We start from the raw sequence: 18,209 nt of genomic DNA on the forward strand, positions 1-18,209 counted from the left end.
GCCGTTCAGGGGAGCGCGGCCTCAGGTGAGCCTGTTCCGTGCGCGTGCTGCGTCAAGTGGCCCATGACGCCGGTGACTTCGACCAGGCGACTGAAGTACGTGGGCTGGTGGTGCAGATGCAGGGTGATGCCGGCGGGGTGGGTGTGCCGGCGCAGGGCGAGCAGGGCGGACAGGCCGCTGGAGTCGAAGGCGGTGAGATCCGTCCAGTCCAGATGCAGGTGGCGCAGGACCGGTCCGTGCCGCTCGGCGTGTGCGTCCAGCACCTCGTCCACCGCGGGAGTGAACTCGCTGCTGGTGTCGTAGTCGAGGTAGCCGTGGATCGCCAGACGCAGCGTGCGCGCGTCGGCGGCCTGGACGGTCAGGGTGAGCTCCGGCGGCGGATAGGGGTCGGGGGTCATGCGGTGATTCCCGGGCCGGAGCCGGTGGGCATCGCGGGCAGCGTGCCGGTCGCGGCCTCGAGGAAGCCGAGGGCGCGGGGGTAGTCGCGCAGTTGACCGGCCAGGATGTCCAGCCCCACGCGCAGGCCGGCGGCGGGTACCCGGCGGGCGGTGAGGATGTCCGCGGTCCAGGCGGTGAACGTCGTGAACAGGGCGGCGTCGTCGACATAGAGGGCGGTGGCCAGGAAGTCCACGATGTGGGCGAGGTCCTCGGCGGTCCGTTCGCGCTGCGCCGGGGTGTAGGACCGCATGGCCGGCCAGCCGTCCTCCATGGCGGCCAGCGACTGCCGGACCAGGCCGGTACGGCTCTGCCTGACGAAGGTGTATTCCTGGTCGGCGAGATGGGGCAGATCGTCGATCTGCTGCCGCTGCTGCGCCCGATGCCGCGTCAGACCCCGAGCCAGGAGGTCCGCGGCGGCGCGGGCGTCGGGGGCCCAGGCGTCGGCCTGGATGAGGCGGGCATAACGCCCGTCCGCGGCGAAGGCGGCGCCGCCCACCATGACGGGGATGCCGAGTGACTGCACGGCGGTGACCGCCTGGTGCGCGGTGGGCAGGTGGGTGGGGATCGAGGCCGACAGCAGCACCGCGGCGGGGTTGGTCCGGTGCAGGTGCGCGATCAGCTGCGGGGTGGGTGTGCGGGCGCCGAGGAAGTCGACCCGCCAGCCGCGCAGGGTGAGGAGTTCTGCCAGGAACCGGGCGGGAAGCGCATGCCATTCACCGTCCACGCAGGCCACCGTCACCCGCCCCCGGTCGGGCCGGCCGGGCGTCGTCGCCGGGCGGGCGGCCAGGGCGGCGATGACCCGGTCGGTGATCGCGCTGGCCGCGTGCTCCTCGGCCACGCTGATGCGGTTGGCCGCCCACTCCACGCCGACGCGGTGCTGCACGCCGGCGACGACGTCCAGCAGCAGCGCCTCACGCGCCTCACCCTCGGCTCCCGCGTCGGCCGCGGCAGCCACCAGCCGCAGCGCGGCCGGCTCGTCCCGGCCGATCACCGCGGTCCACAGCCGATCCGACAGCCCCCGCAGGGTTGCGTCGAATCCGGCGCCGGCCCTCACGGCTCTCCCCGGTGCGGGTGGTGGCCGTCGAGCCCGTTCGCGTCCTCCGGCGTGCCGTGGCCGCCGACGGGATTGGTGATGGCGAGCGTGGCCATGTCGTCGTGGCGGTCGCTCTCCAACCACTGCGCGGCCAGCATCTGTACGCGCTCGACCACCGCCTCCGCCGGCATCCGCGCACACTCGCGCAGGGCGTCCCGCAGCCTCGCCTCGCCGTAGAGCTGATCGCCCAGCGGGCCGCCGCGGGCCTCGGTGATCCCGTCCGTGTACAGCAGGCAGGTCTCCCCGGGCGCCAGCACCACGTCGACGCTGTTCATCCGGACGTCGGGCAGCGCGCCCACGAGCGTGCCGCTGGTGGCGGCCTCCTCCACCCTGCCGTCACCGCGGACGATCAGCGGCGGCAGATGCCCGGCGCTGGTCAGCCGCAGCCGCACCTGCTCCGAGCTCCGCCGCACGGAGGCCAGCACCAGGGTCGCGAAGCGGGTGTGATGGGAGTTGAGCAGTGCGCCGTTGAGGAGGCCGAGCACCTGCTGGTGGTCGCCGGACAGGGGCAGCAGCGCGTGCAGCACGCTGCGGATCTTCCCGGTCAGGACGGCGGCCTCCAGGCCCTTGCCTGCCACATCTCCCAGGACGACGAACGTCTCGTCGGCGGGGTCCGCACCGGGGTGGACATCGTAGAAGTCCCCGCCGACACGCTCGTGGTCCTGCGACGCCCGGTAGGCCCCGGCGTATTCGACGCCGTGCACCCGTTCCAGCCGCGGCGGCAGCAACTCCCGCAGCAGCGTGGCCGTGATCGACGCCTGCTCGGCGTACAGGCGCGCCGCCGAAAGAGCGGCTCCGGCCCGTGCGGCGAACAGCCGGGCGAAGACCTCCTCGCCGTCCGTGAACGCCCGGTGCGTGCTGGACCGCAGCAGGATCAGCACTCCGGCCGGCATCCCGTGCCCGGGCAGCGGAGTGACGATCACCGACCCGATCGGACGGTCGAAGCCCGGCGGGACCACCCAGCCCGGGAGATCGTCCGGGTCGAGCCACCGCGTGGGAACCGGCGGGAAGCCCCGGAGCGCTTCCGCCAGCCCGGGGACCGACCCCGCGTCGATCGGCACCATGACCTGGGTGACCTCACCGCCCACCTGCGCATAGGTCAGCGAATGGCGGCGCCCCTGAGCGGGAGCGACGATGACCGCCGCGTCAGCGAGATGATCAGCGGCCATCCGTGCCGTCACCTCCGTGCACCGGTCCACGTTCAGCGACGACAACAGCGCACCGGAGATCTCGGCGAGCAGGGCGGCCCGCTCACGTTCACTGTGCAACGCCTGCTCGGCCAGGCGGAGATCGGTGTTCTCCACCAGCCACCACACCACGTCCCCGCCCTCGGCGGGCGAGGGGTGCGCCACGAACGTACGGCCCGCCACGGCGCCCTGGACGGCACCCGGCGCAGTTCCGGTCGTCCGCAGTCGGCCATGGGCCTCCGCGAGCCAGCGCGGCAGGCCTTCCGCCGTGACACTCTCATCGGTTTGGTCGAGGAGCAGGCCGCGCGCGGCCTCGTTCGCCTCGACGACGTCCCCGACGCGGTCGACGACCAGCACGGGGTAGGGGGCGTCACTCCGCGCGGTGCCGACGCCCACGCGTGAACTGCCCGAGGTACCTGGAGAAGGAGTCACAAGCGGGGGAACGCATCGCGCGTGCCCCACCACCTCTCTGTCGATGGAAAAGATTGCAGTCCGGCAACCATCTCGCATCCGCCAAACGTATGCAACGCCCGGCCTCGCCCGCACCAGGTCCCCGCCTACCCGCATACCGTCCGCTCATGCGCGCGGGGTGCCCGGCGGCCCGGCCACACCTCGGTCCCGCTCGCGATGCCGGCCGGGACCGACGGCACAAGTGACATGCCACACCTGATCGTCACGCCCTACTCTTCGGCTGGTTGACACCATCACCGAAAGAGAACCACGACGGGGGACGGCACCATGACATATCGGCGCGCGGTGATACCGGCACTGGTCGGCGGCCTGCTGATCACATTGCTGCTGTGGTGGGCGGGGGCGAGCGAGCAGGCACTCCAACTGCGCGGCGCCACCAGCGTCTTCGACATCGATTCCGTGAGCGAACTCCGGCGCTGGCTCGCACCCTGGTCGTACGACCCGCCCACGGGGTCGCTGTCGGACGGCGCCACGGGCGGCGACACGGCCTCGGCCGGAGCCGCCCGGTACAGCGAGCTGTACGGCACCGCCATGCAGATCAGGTTCGTGGCGGTATTCGTGTTCTTCCTGGCCGGCGCGCTGCTGCTGGTCCACCGCATTCCGCCGACGCAGGGCCGCACACCGGCCACGCTGCTCGCGGTGTGGGCCTGGGCCCCCGTGGCCGCGACACTCGCCGTGACGGTCTCCGCGCCGTGGCTGATCGCGTCCGGGGGCCACGGCAGCTACCGGTTCCTGCCCCAGCTGGCGGGCGTGATCGCGTCGAGCGGGCCGGTCGCGGTGTTCGCGGGCCTGTTGACCGCCCCGGCCACGGTGCTCGTCGCGCGTCTCACGGTCAAGGGCGCGGAGCCGCAGCCCCGGCAGAGTGTGCCTGCGCGCGCCGCACGCCTGGCCGCGAGTGCCGGAACCGCGGTGGTCGCGCTGTCGGTGGTGATCCTCTCGTACCAGTCGGTGGCGGCCCGGATCCAGACGTCCTTCGGCGGCGGAGGCCTGCTGTCCGAGCCCGGCGACCTGCTGCGTCAGTGGCTGCTGCTCGGCGCGTGGACGGGCCCGGAGACCGGACCGCTCGGCGACTGGCTGCTGTACCGGGCCGCCGACGTGCTCATGCTGGCCGTGGTGTGGTGGACGCTGCGGCTGCTGCCCGGCCTGCTGACCCGGACCACGGTCCCCGCGATGGTGGTGGGCGCGGTCTGCGCAACGGTGTGCGGGCTGCTGGCGAGCCAGGTGCTGCACATGGCGATCGACGACACCGTCGACGTGTGGGGACCCGTGCACCTGTTCTCGGAGCTCGGCACCGGCGTCCCGGCCGCCCTCACCTTCGGCATCCTGGCGGGCCTGGCGGCCCTGGTGACACTGCGGTCGGCCGGAAGTCGGGACACCCGCGAGTCCCTCGGTGAAGGCGCCGCCGAAGTACCCCGGTGAAGTGACCCGCTGCGTCCCGGGGGCCTATTTGCGCAGCCAGAAGCCGGACCTTTCCAGCCAGAGGGTCAGCAGGTCCGCGTCCCCGTACACGTCGACGGAGGCGTCGGCCGGGGTGCGGCGGCCGTACAGGAGCAGCACCAGGTCGGTGAGCGGGGCGCGCACCGCCACCGCGGCCTTCTCGTGGGCGTGGCTCCAGGTGATCGGCTCGGCCGTGAGGTCCACCAGCCATTCGGCCTGACGGACGTCGGTCGCGTGCAGGTGCAGGGTGCGGCCGGGGCCGGTGAGCGGCGGGGCGTCCGGTCCGGCGGCCTCCAGGACCCGGGGCAGCGACCCGAAGCCCATCCACTCGTCCAGGGCGTCCCGGGCCAGGTCCTCGGTTACGGCGAAGGGGGCGTCCGTGACGAAGGCGGCGTCGGCGGCGTGCAGGGTCGTCTCGTGGGTCATCCGCCGGGCCCAGAACCGTGCGGTGCCGTCCGGGGCGACCGTCCACACCGGGGCGCCGGGACCGGCGTCGAGCAGAGCGCCGGTCAGGTCCGCGGCGCCCTCGGCGAGCCAGGCGTCCAGCGCCGCGGGGGTCTCGGGGCCGGGCGAGAAGACGTCGTCCACCAGGTCGTGGGGGACCGGCCCGGTGGCCCGGGTACGGACGATCCGCGCCGCCCAGCGGTGGGTGCCGCCGACGTGCCGGGCGAGCTGGGTGAGGGACCAGCCGGGGCAGGTGGGAACGGGAGTACCCGCCGGACCTGCCTCGGCGCACCGCACGGCGGCGCGCAACTGGTCGGTCCGGGCACTGATTTCGGAACAGTATGCGTCGAGGCTCACGTCGTTCACCCGGACACCGTAGGCCGCGCGCAGGGAGGCCGCACCGGATCCGGTCACCGTGGCGGTCGCCCACTCCGGCGCGCTCCGCCGCTCCCGCCGCCCCCCCCCGACGGCGACCGGCCCACCTCCGCCGGGTCCTGTTCCCCCGGCCCCGGCCCCGGCCCCGTCAGCCCGTCAGCCCGTCCGCCTGTCAGCCCGTCCGCCGGTCAGGGTCTGGCGACCCGCACGGTGAGCGGATTGTTGAAGTAGCCGGAGGCGGACTGCTGTTCATGGAAGCTCTCGCCCGGGCCGCCGCCGTAGACGCGGAAGAACCAGGCACGACCGGTGTGATCCTCGAAGTCCTCCTGGAGCCGGCGCCGCGGGAGTCCCTGGATGTCCCTGATGGCCGGATCCGTGCACAGCCTGCGCATCACGTCGTCGAACTTCTTCTTGAACGCCTGCTGGTCGTCGGTCTCCTGCAGCGCGCTGACGGAGCTGAACCAGCCGCCGGACTTCTTCGCCCGCTGGTAGAGCGTGTCGTACAGCTCCTCACGCGCGACCCGGTCGAAGTCGTTGCGGGCGTAGTTCTCCAGCGTCACCCGGCAGCTGCCGTCCAGGGAGGAGGCGACCACAGCCGCGAAGTGATAGCCCCAGACGTTGTCGCCGCGGGCCGCGGGCGGCTGCACGGAGTGGTCGCGCTGGTCCTCGGCGGCCATGCTGAAGATCGCGAACCCCTCGCCGACGCCGGGCGCCGCGTGCTGATTGACACCCAGCCGGGCGGCGGTCCCGTCGCGTCCGCCGTTCCTGACGGCCTCGCCGTACACCCGCCCGTTGTCCGGCGCCGCCCGGTCCCTGGCCCCGGCCGCCTCGACCGCCCCGGGCACGTCCAGGCCGCCGTCGGGTGAGGAGGCGATCTGCCCGGCGAGGCTGCTGATCCGTGGATCGCTGTCGGAGCCGGGGGTGATGTCGAAGCCTCCGGCGCCACCGCCGAGCACCACCCGGCTCGTCTTGTCCCGGCTGGAGCCCATCAGTTTGCAGGCCACCGTGATGCAGGTGCTGCGCACGAGCGAGACGAACTCCTCGCTCGCCGACTGCTGTGCCTGCTGTGCGAGCACCGGCTGCACCCGGGTGAGCCGCCGACCGCCGACGGTGATGCTCCTGCCCTGGAGAGCGAGCCGCACGATGCTGCCCGAAGCGTCCAGGGAGGCGTTGGCGTTGTCGACGACCTGCTGGACGGCGTAGAACTCCTTCGGCTCGTCCTTGTCGAGCACGGCGAGCGTGCCGTCGTTCGCGACACGCAGTCCCGCCTCGGCCGGTTTGACCTCACGGGCGGGAAACCGGATGCGCTCCGGAACGCCGGGAGGGCCCAGGGTCGCACCGCTGCCGGCCACCACCCGGGCTTCCTGCTCCTGCTCCATGAAGTGCGGGCCCCTGTCGCCCTCTTCGCGGTGGGTCGGGTAGCTGCCGCCGGGAACGGTGCCGATCCGCTGGACGACCTGGGGCGTGGAGCCGGTCGGGCCACTGCCGCGCACGCCGTCCACGGCGTTCATCGTACGGCTCAGCGCCGCGTTGCCCGCGCTCTGCTGCAGCGCGGCGATGGTGTCCGCGCCGGCTCGGGTGGCGAGCCCCCGGCCGGAGAGGTCGGCCCAGACACGAGCCGCCGCACCGGGTGCCGCGGGCACCACCGAACGCCGGGCAGGCTGTTGTCCGGCATAGGCGGACGCGGGGTCCTGTTCTGCTCTGCGCACCATGTCCGTCTGTCCGTGTGTTTCCTCTTCAGGTGCCGGTCACGTGACACGCCCCCGGTTCCGGGGGGTCTCGTCGGCGTCGTACCGATCAGCGTGGACCGGCCGGGCGACACGTCTCAAGCACTTCGGGGCAGCCGGCGGGGAAGACTTCCGTGGCCTTTCGAGCAGTCACGCCGTTCCCTGTGGACAGGGGTGACGGCCGCGGGGACGCGGATGGTGGTAGCCGCGGCATGTGGTGCGGGTCGTGTGGAGCGACGACCGACGGGAACCAGAGTCTCGCCGGGCGTGCGGCCGGAGCCCGGGCAGCCGACGGAGGGACAGGGGTAGGGGCATGACGGACTTCGACACGTTCACCGACCTGCTGAATCCCGACATGTGCGTCGTGACGGCCGGGGCAGGTGGCGAGCGGGCGGGCTGCCTCGTGGGCTTCGCCTCCCAGTGCTCCATGCGGCCCGCGCGGTTCGTGGTGTGGCTGTCGAAAGTGAACCGGACCCATGAGGTGGCCCGCGCCGCCGGGTTCCTCGCCGTGCATCTGCTGACGCCCGAGCAGTTCGCACTCGCCGAACTGTTCGGGGGCGAGACCGGCGACCGGGTGGACAAGTTCGCGCGGGCACGCTGGACGGAGGGGTACGGGGGTGCCGTCGTCCTCCGGGACGCGGCAGCGTGGTTCGTCGGCAGGATCGAGCGGCGGATCGACGCCGGAGATCATGTCGGTTTCGTCCTGGACCCGGTGCGGTCCGGTGCGCGGGGCGAGCCCGACGGCCGTCCGCTGCTGAGACTCGCGGACGCCCTCCCCATCGAACCGGGGCACCCGGTGGACTGACCTGCCGGCGGGTGCGGTCGCCCGGATGTCCGATGCCGCGCATGACCCCAGAATTGGCGTGATGCGTTGTTCATGCCGGATCGGAGGCGTTCATGAAGGACCTCAAGTTCGAGCAGAAGCGTTCGCTGTCACGTCTGGAGGCGGCCGACCAGCTCGCGGCCCTCGCGGCCGCACTGAGGGAGGGCGGGGATGTGGAGCTGGAGTTCGGTCCCGGCACGCTGAGCCTGCGGATCCCCGACGACCTGCGTACCGAGATCGAGGTCGAGGTCGGCGACGGGGAGATCGAGCTGGAGTTCGAGTTCAAGTGGCCGACCGCACCGACCCGGGCGGCGCCGACGCGGGAGGCCGCGAGCACCGAGCAGGCCGTGAGCACCGAGCAGGCCGTGAGCCGGAAGAGGGCGCCCGCCAAGTCCGGTCGGAGCAGTGCGGGCGCCAGTAGGAGCAGAAGCGCGAAGCCGGCCGCGACGAAGACGTCCTGAACCGTATCGACGGTGGGCCGTCACCGCGCTTCGTGGTGGGCGAGAACCCGGCCGAGCGGACGGTTCGGCGGCTGCCGGTCCTCGGGTGACAGCGGTGCGAGCAGGTCGTCCTGTACCGCGGACGCCGTCAGCGTGTCCGGCGGATCCTGATCGGACCACGGACCGTCGTCGGGTCGACGGGCTCTCCGCCCTGAGTGATCTCCACCAGCCCCGCCCGGGACAGCCGCAGGGCCGCGGCACGTGTGGGGTCCATCAGCCGTCGCCATCCGTCGCCCGGACCGTGGTGGACCGAGCGCGCGACCTCGGACGGGCAGACCGACGCGTCGGGCCGCCGCCGTCCCAGGAGGTCGAGGATGGCGTGTTCGAGCCGTTCGCCCTCGTCGGATGTCATGGAGTGGGCCCTCCTCCCGGTGACCGGGCCTGTCGTCCCGAGCCGGTCGCTCCGGGCGCGACGGACGGGGGTGCCTGGAAGCAGGCGGTGACGCTCTTGCCGCGCGGGCAGGGATAGGCCTCCCAACTGTCGGCGAGGGCGTCGATCAGCAGCAGGCCGCGCCCACCGGGGGCGCTGGTGCCCGGATCGCGCGGCTCGGGCAGCCGAGGTGAGTCGTCGTGCACGGTGACGTGCAGGCACTCCTCGTCCCAGGTGAGGATCAGCTGCGCCGCGCTCCGGGCATGGACGTGGGCGTTGGTGACCAGCTCGGACACGGCCAGCAGGATCGAATCCACCAGATCCGGTGCCGTTCGGGACCAGCCGAGCGTGGCCACATGCGCCCGCGTCCACTCCCTGGCGACTTTCACCCCGCTGCTCACCGGGAGCGAGCGCGCCCATCCGACAGCCTTCAACGGTGTGTCCTTCGCCATGCTCACTCCCAGGGGCCGACCAGCCGGTTCCGTGTCCCGGGTGCCCAGGAACCCCAGGTCCAAGCCGGACGCGAGGGGCCGCCAGGGGCAGGCACGGGCAGGCACCGGTGGTCAGGGGCGCGATGCCGGGGAGTGGTGCCCGGCAGCCCGGCAGCCCGGCAGCCCGGCAGCCCGGCGGATCCGGTCGGCGTCGGACCGGATCCGCCGGCGCGGACGGCGCGGGCCTCAGCCCCCGGCCGTGTAGCGCAGGCCGTGACCGAAGGGGAAGAGCGGGTCGGTGCTCTCCTGGGGCACGTCGGGGCGTCCGGCCTCGACCTCGGCCATGGAGCGGGGGAGCTGGAACGGCAGCGAGCCCTCCGGCACGGCCCGGCCGAACAGAAGGTCGAGCAGGGCACGGTCCCCGGTGCCGTACACGGCGAGGAGCGCCGCCGAACGGTCGGCGATCTCCGGTATGACGGCGGGGCGTTCCAGGTGGATCGCCACGACGGTGGGTACGGCGTCGAGCAGGGCGAGGATCTCCTTGAGGCGCTCCTCGGGGAAGTCGAGCCGGCCGGCGTGGAAGAAGGACTCGAACAGTCCGGGCCGGGGCTCGTACGGCGTGGTCAGGCGCAGCACCGCGAGATCGGCGTCGGCGGGGTCGGCGACGACGTCGGCGTACTCGGTGGCCGTCGTCGGATCGACGCCCTCTAGGTAGAGACGGGGCCTGCCCGACAGGGGCAGCGGCCCGCTCTTGAGCAGGGTGGCCGAGCGGCGCTGGGCGACCTCGCCGGCGGCGTGGAAGTCGGCGCGGCCGACGGTCTCCTCGGCGGCGTCGGGATCGACATAGCGCCGGTCGTCGAACAGGCCCAGGCGGAACTTCTCGCCGAGCAGCCGGACCACGGAGGCGTCGAGCCGTGACTCCTCCAGTCGGCCCGTGCGCACCAGGTCCACGATGAGTTCGGGGCACGACTCGCCGCCGACCTGGTCGGCGCCCGCGTGCAGGATCCTCAGCAGCCGTTCGGCGGGGGAGAGGTCCTCCACTCCCCAGGCCCGGGCCAGGTGCGGTTCGCCCATGACCAACTGGTCGGTGACCAGGCCCCAGTCGGTGCAGACGATGCCGTCGAAGCCCAGCTTCTCGCGCAGCAGCCCGGTGATGATGCCGCGGTTGAAGCCGAAGCCGACCTCCTCGTGCTCGGTGCCGACGGGCATGCCGTAGTACGGCATGACCTGGGTGGCGCCCGCGGCGATGGCGGCCTTGAAGGGCTTGAGGTGGTAGTCGAAGAAGCCGCCGGGGTAGGTCTGCTCCTTGCCGTAGGGGAAGTGCGGGTCCTCGCCGTCCTTCTGCGGTCCGCCGCCGGGGAAGTGCTTGACCATCGCGGCGACGCTGTCGGCGCCGATGCCGTCTCCCGGTCCGCTCAGTCCCTCGATGTAGGCGGCGACCAGCCGTGACGTCAGGTCGGCGTCCTCGCCGAACGTGCCCGAGCCGCGAGCCCAGCGGGGCTCGGTCGCCAGGTCGATCTGCGGGTGCAGGGCGACCCGCAGGCCGACGGCCAGGTACTCGCGGCGCACGGTGTCCGCGTACCGCCGTACGAGTTCGGCGTCGCCGACGGCCGCGAGGCCCAGCGTCTCCGGCCACTGGGAGAACGGTCCGGCCAGCATCGCGGTGCCCGGGTTGTCGGTGAACGCATGGCGGGGGTCGGTGGAGAGGGTGACCGGAATGCCGAGGCGGGTGTCGGCCGCCAGCCGCTGGACATGGTTGTGCAGCTCGGCCATCTGGCGCGGACTGCCGGCTCCGAGCAGGTTGAAGTGGGACATCAGGCTCTCGGACATCATCTCCTCGGCGGTGCGCCCGGCGGGTGCGGGCCGGTCGCCGATACCGATGACGTGGTGGAAGAGCAGTCCGGCTTTCTCCTGGACGGTCATGCGCGCCAGCAGGTCGGCCACGCGCTCGGTGACGCTGTGCCGGGGGTCCTGGTAGAGGTGGGTCACTGCGTGCTCCATGGGTGGGGTTCGCGGGTGGGGGAGTACTGCGCGGCGCGGGGCCGGGGTCGGCGGCTGTGCGTCACTTCTGTGGCTGTGGCTGTGGCTGTGGCTGTGGCCGTGCCTGTGATTGCGCCTAAGGCTGTTGCTGCGGAAGGGGGGTGTGGAAGGTGTGCCGGCCGGGTCCCGCGGTCACGGGTTCGGCGCCCGGCAGGTCGACCAGGGCGGAGGTGTCCGGCGGCACGAGCAGGTCAAGGAGAAGCAGGCCGCCCTCGACGCGCCACGCGGTCTCGGCCCGGCCGTACGGGGTCTCGTGCGCGGCGCGGGCCCAGGTGAGGCCGCCGCCGGGGCGGGGCCGGACCAGGAGCCGGCGGTAACCGGGTTCGGCCGGCGCCAGACCGGCGACGGTGCGGTGCATCCAGTCGGCGACCGCTCCGAGGGCGTAGTGGTTGAAGGAGGTCATCTCGCCGGGATTGACACCGCCTTCGGGCAGCATGCTGTCCCAGCGCTCCCAGACGGTCGTGGCGCCCATGTCGACCTGGTACAGCCAGGACGGGCTGGAGCGCTGCGTCAGCAGCCCGAAGGCGGTGTCCACGTGTCCGGTGTCGGTCAGCGCGTCGCACACCAGCGGGGTGCCGAGAAAGCCGGTGCCGATGCGGTGGTCTCCGCAGGCCACGAGATCCGCGAGCCGGCGTCCGGCCTCGGCGCGTTCGGCGTCGTCGTCCAGCAGCCGGAAGCGCAGGGCGAGGGCGTACGCGGTCTGGGTCTCCTCCGCCAGCCGCCCGCCCCCGGTGTGGAAGCGGTGCAGGAAGGCGTCGCGGACCGAGTCGGCCAGGGCGCCGTAGTGTTCGGCGTCGTCCTTCTCCTCCAGGACCTGGGCGGTACGGGCCAGCAGCCGGGCCGAGTGCGCGAAGTACGCGGTGGCGACCAGGCTGGAGGAGGTCGTCGACCGTCCGGGGTCGTCGGCGGGTGCGGCCGGGTCCAGCCAGTCGCCGAACTGGAAGCCCTCACCCCAGATCCTGCCGTCCCCGGCGAGGCGGTCGACGGCGTCGACCCAGCCGCGCATGGAGGCGTACTGGGCGCGCAGCACCTCGGTGTCGCCGTAGCGCTCGTACAGCACCCAGGGGACGATCACCGCCGCGTCGCACCATCCGGCCATCGGCGGATTGCCCGGCGGGATCTCGACGGGGGTGATCACCGGGATGTCGGGGCTGAACACCGGCGGGACGCCCCGCTCGTCGTCGCCCTGGTCGGCGGCCAGGTCGCGCAGCCAGGAGCGCAGGAAGGCACGGACGTCGTACAGGAAGGCCGCGGTGGGGGCGAAGACCTGCACGTCACCGGTCCAGCCGAGCCGCTCGTCGCGCTGCGGGCAGTCGGTGGGCACGTCGAGGAAGTTGCCGCGCATCCCCCACACCACGTTCTCGTGCAGCCGGTTCAGCGAGGCGTCGGAGCAGGAGAACCAGCCGGTCGGCCGCAGGTCGCTGTGCAGGACCAGCGCGGTGACGTCGGCCGGGTCCAGCTCGCCGGGCCAGGCGTCGATCTCGGCGTAGCGGAAGCCGTGGAAGGTGAAGCGGGGTTCCCACACTTCACCGTCCGCGTCGCCGCGCAGGGTGTAGCGGTCGGTGGCGGCGGCGTGCCGTAGCGGACGGGTGCACAGCTCCCCGTCCTCCAGGACCTCCGCGTGCCGCAGGGTGACGGTTCGGCCCGCCTCGCCCCGGACGCGGATGCGCAGCCGTCCCACCAGGTTCTGGCCGAAGTCGACGAGCGTGCGGCCGGCGGGGGAGGTGGTGACGGCGACGGGGGCGACGGACTCGACACGGCGCACCGGCGGGCTGTCGGCCTCGAAGAGCACGGAGGTGTCGAAGGGCAGGAGTCGCACCGGCGCCCAGGCCGAGGCGTCGAAGCCCGGCTCGCTCCATCCGGCCTGCTCGTGGCGCGCGTCGTACTCCTCGCCCTCGTACAGGCCCGCCGCCGTCACGGGCCCGGCGCTCCAGCGCCAGTCCCCGTCGGTGGCGACGGTGTGGGCGCTGCCGTCGGCGTACTCGATGCGCAGCTCGGCGAGCAGGCCCGTGTCTTCGCCGTAGATGTTCCGGGTGCCGCCGTTGAAGCCGAGCAGCCCCCGGTACCAGCCGTCCGCCAGATGCGCCCCCCAGGCGTTGGCTCCCTCGCGCAGCAGGTCCGTCACGTCGAAGACCTGGTAGCGGTGCCGGTGCCGGTAGCTCGTCCAGCCCGGGGCGAGGACGTGGTCGCCCACCACGGCGCCGTTGAGTTCCAGCTCGTACACGCCGAGCGCGGTGACGGTGAGCCGGGCCGCTCTGACCGCTGCCCGCACCGTGAACTCGCCGCGCAGCAGAGCGGCCGGCCGGGCCGCGTCGGCGGACGGCCGTGCCGGTCGGGAGGGAGAGATGACGCGGGCGGTCCAGGGGTGGGGCATGTCGAGTCCTCGGCGCCGTGGGCGTGGGTGTCGGGTGCGTGGGGTCCCGGGGGACGGAGATGAGCAGGCTCGATCATGCGCGCCAATCCCTAGTGAACGCTAGGTGTTGGTGTGTATGACGTGAATCACAGAACGTAGACAAGCGTGGGCATGACATGCGGCACGCCGTTTACGGCCCGCCGATGCTGAGTCCTTGCTGTGCGCGAGGGTGCCGGGCGTGAGGGTGCCGGGCGTGCGGGAGCCGGGCGTGAGGGGGGACCGGGCGTGAGGGGGTGCCGGGCGTGAGGATGCCGTCCGGGCGGGCGCCGGGAGTGCGGGCGCCGGGCGTGAGGGGTGCCCGTCCGGGCGGGTGCCGGGCGTACGGGCGCAGGGCGTGACGGGTGTACGTGCGTGAGGGTGCCGGGCGTACGGGTGTCGGGCGTGATGGGGTGCACGTGCGTGAGGGGTGCACGTGGGTGAGGGTGCCGGGCGTGGCAGCGCTGGGCGTGACGGTGCCGGGCGGGAGAGTGGGTGTGCGTGCGGGCTCGCCCTCAGGGCGTCCCGCCCGAGGTGTCCCGGGGTGAGCCGCCCTACAGCCCCTGTCCGTCGGCGGAGATGGAGCGCATCAGGCGGTCCAGGTGGGCGTGCATCACCGGGATGAGATCGAAGGAGCGGCCGGAGGCGAGCCACTGCTGTCGCAGTCCGGCGTCGACGGCGACGCATTCGCGCGCGATGGCGTCGTGGTCCAGGTCGGGCAGGAGTTCACCGCGGTGGCTTCCGGCGCGCAGCCGCTCCGCGAGCTCCTTCACGCCCTTCTCCTGCCAGTGGGCGAAGAAGTCGTGGGCCGGGTGGTCCGGCGCGGTCGCCTCGGCGGAGACCACGACGGCGAGCTCCACCATGCCCGGCATGGTGAGCGTCTCCGCGGTGTCCTCCACGTGGCAGCGGAACGCGTCCCGCACCGACTCCGACACCCGCTGCCACCGGGTGTCCATGCGGTCGTGCCAGTGCTCGACCACGGCCAGCAGGAGCTGCTGCTTGTCGCGGAAGTGGTGCAGCAGTCCGGCGTCGGTGATCTCGGCGTCCCGGGCGATCCGTGCGAGCGAGGTCTTGCGGTAGCCGTCCTGCCCGAAGCGCAGCAGGGCCGCCTCGAGGATCTGGGTGCGCCGTGCCCGGCCTGCCGTGTAGCCGCCGCGCGGTCCCCTGGGTGTCGCCATGGGAGAACGGTACCGGGGTGCTGTGAGGCGTCCCTGGCGGGCGGGGAGCGCCTTGCGGGTGTGTGACATGGGTCACTCTGCGAACACCTAGTAAGCACTAGGTGTTCGGGTCATCATCGACGTCACGCGACGACGGATTACCGCGCTGTCACCTCCCGGTGAGCGACGTGTAACGGCGGGTTCGATCCTCCGCGCACCCCCCACATCTCTCTCACTCCCTTCGGTACCTCCGTGAAAGGAGGGCTGGCATGACACCGACGTCGCCAAGCCCCTCAGTCGACATCGCGCCGCCCGCCAAGACCGGCGGAGGCTGGAACCTCCGCCTGGTCGCGGTGCTGATCGCGCTCGCCTGGCCCACCCAGCTGCTGGCCGCCGGCGGCATCCTCGGCGCCAACGCCACCGCCAGCGTCGCGCAGAGCTTCCACACCACCCAGGTGGCGTGGTTCGGCCTCACGCTCACCCTGGTGACCATCCTGCTGACGCCGTTCGCCATCAAGCTGGGCGACCTGTACGGCAGGAAGCGCGTCATGCTCGCCATGATGGCGCTGGGTGCCGGCGGCGAGGCGCTGGCCGCGCTGGCCGGAGACTTCTGGCTGGTGCTGGTCGGCCGGGCGATCGCCGGCTTCTACGGCCCGTTCGGCGCCCTCTCCTTCGCCGCCGTGCGCGACATCTTCCCGCGTCGGCTGGTCAAGTCGGCCAGCGGCATGATCGGCAGCAGCGTCGGACTGGTGGCCCTCGGCACCCCCTTCCTGGCGGGATGGCTCGTCGACCACTGGGGCTACCGGGGCGCCCTGTGGTTCCTCGCCGCCGCCACCGCCGTCGCGTTCCTGCTGGTCGCCGTGCTGGTTCCGGAGACACCGCGGCACGCCTTCGACTCGGGCTTCGACTGGCTGGGCGGACTGGTCCTCGGCGGCGGCCTCACCGCCGTGATCTACGCCGTCGGCCAGGGCCAGAGCTGGGGCTGGACGGACGTCCGCACGCTCGGCTGGCTCACCGCCGGCGCTGTCGCCCTGATGGCGTTCCTGTTCGTCGAGCGGGCCAGCGCCCATCCCATTCTCGACCTGAAGGTTCTGCGCCGGCGCCCCGTGGCCCTGGCCCTCACGGCCGGCGGCCTCGCCCAGACGGTCGCGTTCACGATGCCGGGACTGGCCATTCTGCTGGCCCTCTTCCCGCACATCCCCGGGGTCTCGGCCGGTCTCGGATGGACGGCGCAGCACAACGCCGTGGTCAGCGTGAGCTGGAACCTGGTGATGTTCGGGACCGGCATCCTCGTCAGCCGCTTCCTGCGCGGCCTGGACCCGCGCAAGGTGTGGATCGCGGGCCTGACCGTCATGGCCGTCGGCTACGCGCTCGTCGGCTTCTTCCACGGCAACGAGCTGGAACTCTCCCTGACGTCCTGCGTCGCCAACATCGGCGCCGGTGTCGTGGTGGCGGGAGCGCCGGTGCTCGTGGTCGGCGTCGTCTCCCGTGACGAACAGGGACTGGGCAGCGGCATGCTCAACATGCTGATCAGCCTGTTCGGCGCCATCGTCACCGCCGGCGCGTACGCCCTCCTCAGTGCCCACAGCACCGTGGTCGACGGGACCGCCTTCTACCAGGACGCCGGTTACGCCTGGGTCTTCTGGCTCGGCTCCCTCGTCACGCTCCTGGCCCTGGCGCTCTCCCTGTTCATTCCGCCGCTGCGGGATCCGGAGACCGAGGACGCGGTGGCCGCGGTGGCCGCCTGAACGGGCCGGACGCCCACCTCCGTCCCGCCCCGCACCCCGCCCGCGACCGACCACCAGAAAGTCACGCCGTGCAGCTGCCCGTCCGCCCGGTCATCCCCGGATTCCATCCCGACCCCAGCGTCTGCCGTGTGGGGGACGTGTACTACCTCGCCAACTCCAGCTTCGAATACGCGCCGGGCGTGCCGATCCACCGGTCGACCGACCTGCGCACCTGGGAGCACGTCGGCCACGCGCTGGACCGGCCGTCGCAGCTGCCGCTGAAGGGGGTGTGGGCCTCGGGTGGCATCCTGGCGCCGACCCTTCGTCATCACGACGGCCGCTTCTGGATGATCAGCACCCTCCTGGTGGCTGAGCCGAGGGTGTTCCTGGTCACCGCCGAGGACGCGGCCGGCCCCTGGTCGGACCCGGTGTGGATCCCCGAGGCACTGGGCATCGACCCGGACATCGCCTGGGACGAGGACGGCACCTGCCTGCTGACCTGGACCCGGTTCGGCGAGGGGATCGTGCAGGCCGAGCTGGACCCGCGGACCGGCGCCCTGCTCACCGGGCGACGGCGGCTGTGGCAGGGGACGGGCGGCAAGTTCCCCGAGGGCCCCCACCTGTACCGCATCGGTGAGCACTGGTACCTGCTCATCGCCGAGGGCGGCACCGAACGCGGGCACGCCGTCACCATCGCCCGGGGGCCCTCGCCGTCCGGCCCCTTCGAGGCCTGCCCCGGCAATCCGATCCTCACCGCGCGCGGCAGCGACGATCCCGTCCAGAGCACCGGCCACGCGGACCTCGTTCAGCGTCCCGACGGCACGTGGGCGATGGTCTACCTGGGCGTGCGGCCGCGCGGCAGCAGCCCCGAATGGCACGTGCTCGGCCGGGAGACCTTCGCCTGTGAGGTGCGCTGGAACGCGGGCTGGCCCGGCCCGGCCGAACCGATCCAGCCGGAGACCGCACCGGAACTCACCGAGCACCTGACGGATGCGGGGCAGCCCCTGCCGCCGTCCTGGGTTGCGCCCGGCGCGTTCCCTTCCGATGTGCTGACGGTGACGGACCACGGCCGCCGACTGGCCGCGACGGCCGGTCCGGCCTTCGTGGGCCGCCGCCAGGAGCACCTCTACCTGCGGGCCCGGGCAACGGTCGTCACGGACGGCAAGGCCGAGGTATCCGGCGGATCCGGAGGCCTGGAGCTGCGGATCGACGCCCGTCACGCCGTACGCGTCGAAGTGGCGGCGGACGGCCGTGTGCGTGCCGTCGCCCGGATCGGCGCGGCACACGTGGTGCTGGGCGAAGCCGCCGCCGGGGCCGCTGCCACCGGCGGTACGACCCTCGAACTGCGCGTCGTACCGCACAGTGCCGCCACCCCCTTCGGCACCGACATGGGGCCCGACGAAGTCGTGGCCGGATTCGACGGCCCGGAGGGATTCCGTGAACTCGGCCGCATCGACGGCCGCTACTTCTCGACCGAGGTCGCCGCGGGCATGACCGGCCGGACGGTCGGTATCGCCTGCACCGAGGGCGAGGTGCTGTTCCGGTCGTTCACCTACAGCGGCGCCGACGACCCGGAGGTACTGACCGGGCGGTGAGAGTG

15 protein-coding genes are annotated in these 18,209 nt (G+C 72.7%); 5 read left to right on the forward strand and 10 right to left on the reverse strand.

Features of this window, described 5'->3' with window-relative positions:
• Positions 1-5 precede the first annotated feature (5 nt).
• From ASD48_RS28485 to ASD48_RS28495, 3 genes are read right to left on the reverse strand one after another with little or no spacing between them, the layout of a single operon-like run.
• Positions 6-398 (reverse strand): STAS domain-containing protein, encoded by a 393-nt coding sequence (locus tag ASD48_RS28485; RefSeq protein ID WP_057604600.1) that lies wholly within the window; start codon positions 396-398, stop codon positions 6-8.
• On the reverse strand, positions 395-1,492 hold the full coding sequence (locus tag ASD48_RS28490; protein ID WP_107104420.1) for a cobalamin B12-binding domain-containing protein: 1,098 nt from the start codon (positions 1,490-1,492) through the stop codon (positions 395-397). Before ASD48_RS28490 ends, ASD48_RS28485 begins: the two co-directional genes overlap by 4 nt.
• Complete coding sequence (locus tag ASD48_RS28495) at positions 1,489-3,114, reverse strand: PP2C family protein-serine/threonine phosphatase (RefSeq protein ID WP_057604601.1); 1,626 nt, start codon at positions 3,112-3,114, stop codon at positions 1,489-1,491. The genes ASD48_RS28490 and ASD48_RS28495 overlap by 4 nt, the downstream gene beginning before the upstream one ends.
• A 342-nt stretch (positions 3,115-3,456) precedes the next feature.
• On the opposite strand from ASD48_RS28495, the gene ASD48_RS28500 reads away from it, so the two are divergent.
• A complete protein-coding gene (locus ASD48_RS28500) occupies positions 3,457-4,608 on the forward strand; it encodes a hypothetical protein (protein ID WP_057604602.1) in 1,152 nt (383 codons plus the stop codon).
• Between the two features lie 24 nt (positions 4,609-4,632).
• Here the strand turns inward: ASD48_RS28500 and ASD48_RS28505 are convergent, their stop codons facing one another.
• Positions 4,633-5,436, reverse strand: a complete 804-nt coding sequence (locus ASD48_RS28505; RefSeq protein WP_057605027.1) for a maleylpyruvate isomerase family mycothiol-dependent enzyme — start codon at positions 5,434-5,436, stop codon at positions 4,633-4,635.
• Between the two features lie 197 nt (positions 5,437-5,633).
• Entirely contained in the window at positions 5,634-7,157 is a 1,524-nt protein-coding gene (locus tag ASD48_RS28510) for a hypothetical protein (protein WP_157880716.1), read from the reverse strand.
• A gap of 328 nt (positions 7,158-7,485) precedes the next feature.
• Here ASD48_RS28510 and ASD48_RS28515 point away from each other — a divergent pair, with 328 nt between their 5' ends.
• The gene (locus tag ASD48_RS28515) at positions 7,486-7,977 is read left to right on the forward strand and encodes a flavin reductase family protein (RefSeq protein WP_057604604.1); all 492 of its coding nucleotides are present in this window, start codon (positions 7,486-7,488) and stop codon (positions 7,975-7,977) included.
• A 92-nt stretch (positions 7,978-8,069) separates the two neighbouring features.
• Positions 8,070-8,456: an amphi-Trp domain-containing protein gene (locus ASD48_RS28520; protein WP_057604605.1), complete on the forward strand. Its 387-nt coding sequence runs from the start codon at positions 8,070-8,072 to the stop codon at positions 8,454-8,456.
• 127 nt (positions 8,457-8,583) lie between these two features.
• Here ASD48_RS28520 and ASD48_RS28525 read toward each other — a convergent pair whose 3' ends face one another.
• The 5 genes from ASD48_RS28525 to ASD48_RS28545 form a co-directional block, all read right to left on the reverse strand.
• A complete protein-coding gene (locus ASD48_RS28525; protein WP_057604606.1) occupies positions 8,584-8,847 on the reverse strand; it encodes a DUF3253 domain-containing protein in 264 nt (87 codons plus the stop codon).
• Positions 8,844-9,317, reverse strand: a complete 474-nt coding sequence (locus ASD48_RS28530; RefSeq protein WP_057604607.1) for an ATP-binding protein — start codon at positions 9,315-9,317, stop codon at positions 8,844-8,846. Before ASD48_RS28530 ends, ASD48_RS28525 begins: the two co-directional genes overlap by 4 nt.
• 225 nt (positions 9,318-9,542) lie before the next feature.
• Positions 9,543-11,297 carry a glycoside hydrolase family 3 N-terminal domain-containing protein gene (locus tag ASD48_RS28535; RefSeq protein WP_057604608.1) on the reverse strand — a complete coding sequence of 585 codons (1,755 nt, stop codon included), beginning with the start codon at positions 11,295-11,297 and terminating at the stop codon, positions 9,543-9,545.
• Between the two features lie 115 nt (positions 11,298-11,412).
• On the reverse strand, positions 11,413-13,710 hold the full coding sequence (locus ASD48_RS28540; RefSeq protein ID WP_057604609.1) for a glycoside hydrolase family 78 protein: 2,298 nt from the start codon (positions 13,708-13,710) through the stop codon (positions 11,413-11,415).
• 569 nt (positions 13,711-14,279) lie between these two features.
• Positions 14,280-14,903 (reverse strand): TetR/AcrR family transcriptional regulator, encoded by a 624-nt coding sequence (locus ASD48_RS28545; protein WP_057604610.1) that lies wholly within the window; start codon positions 14,901-14,903, stop codon positions 14,280-14,282.
• Between the two features lie 248 nt (positions 14,904-15,151).
• Here ASD48_RS28545 and ASD48_RS28550 point away from each other — a divergent pair, with 248 nt between their 5' ends.
• Positions 15,152-16,630: an MFS transporter gene (locus tag ASD48_RS28550; protein ID WP_063887510.1), complete on the forward strand. Its 1,479-nt coding sequence runs from the start codon at positions 15,152-15,154 to the stop codon at positions 16,628-16,630.
• A 68-nt stretch (positions 16,631-16,698) separates the two neighbouring features.
• Positions 16,699-18,204 (forward strand): glycoside hydrolase family 43 protein, encoded by a 1,506-nt coding sequence (locus ASD48_RS28555; protein WP_057604611.1) that lies wholly within the window; start codon positions 16,699-16,701, stop codon positions 18,202-18,204.
• Positions 18,205-18,209 lie beyond the last annotated feature (5 nt).

The organism is Streptomyces sp. Root1310, from assembly GCF_001426425.1.
Lineage (GTDB): Bacteria > Actinomycetota > Actinomycetes > Streptomycetales > Streptomycetaceae > Streptomyces.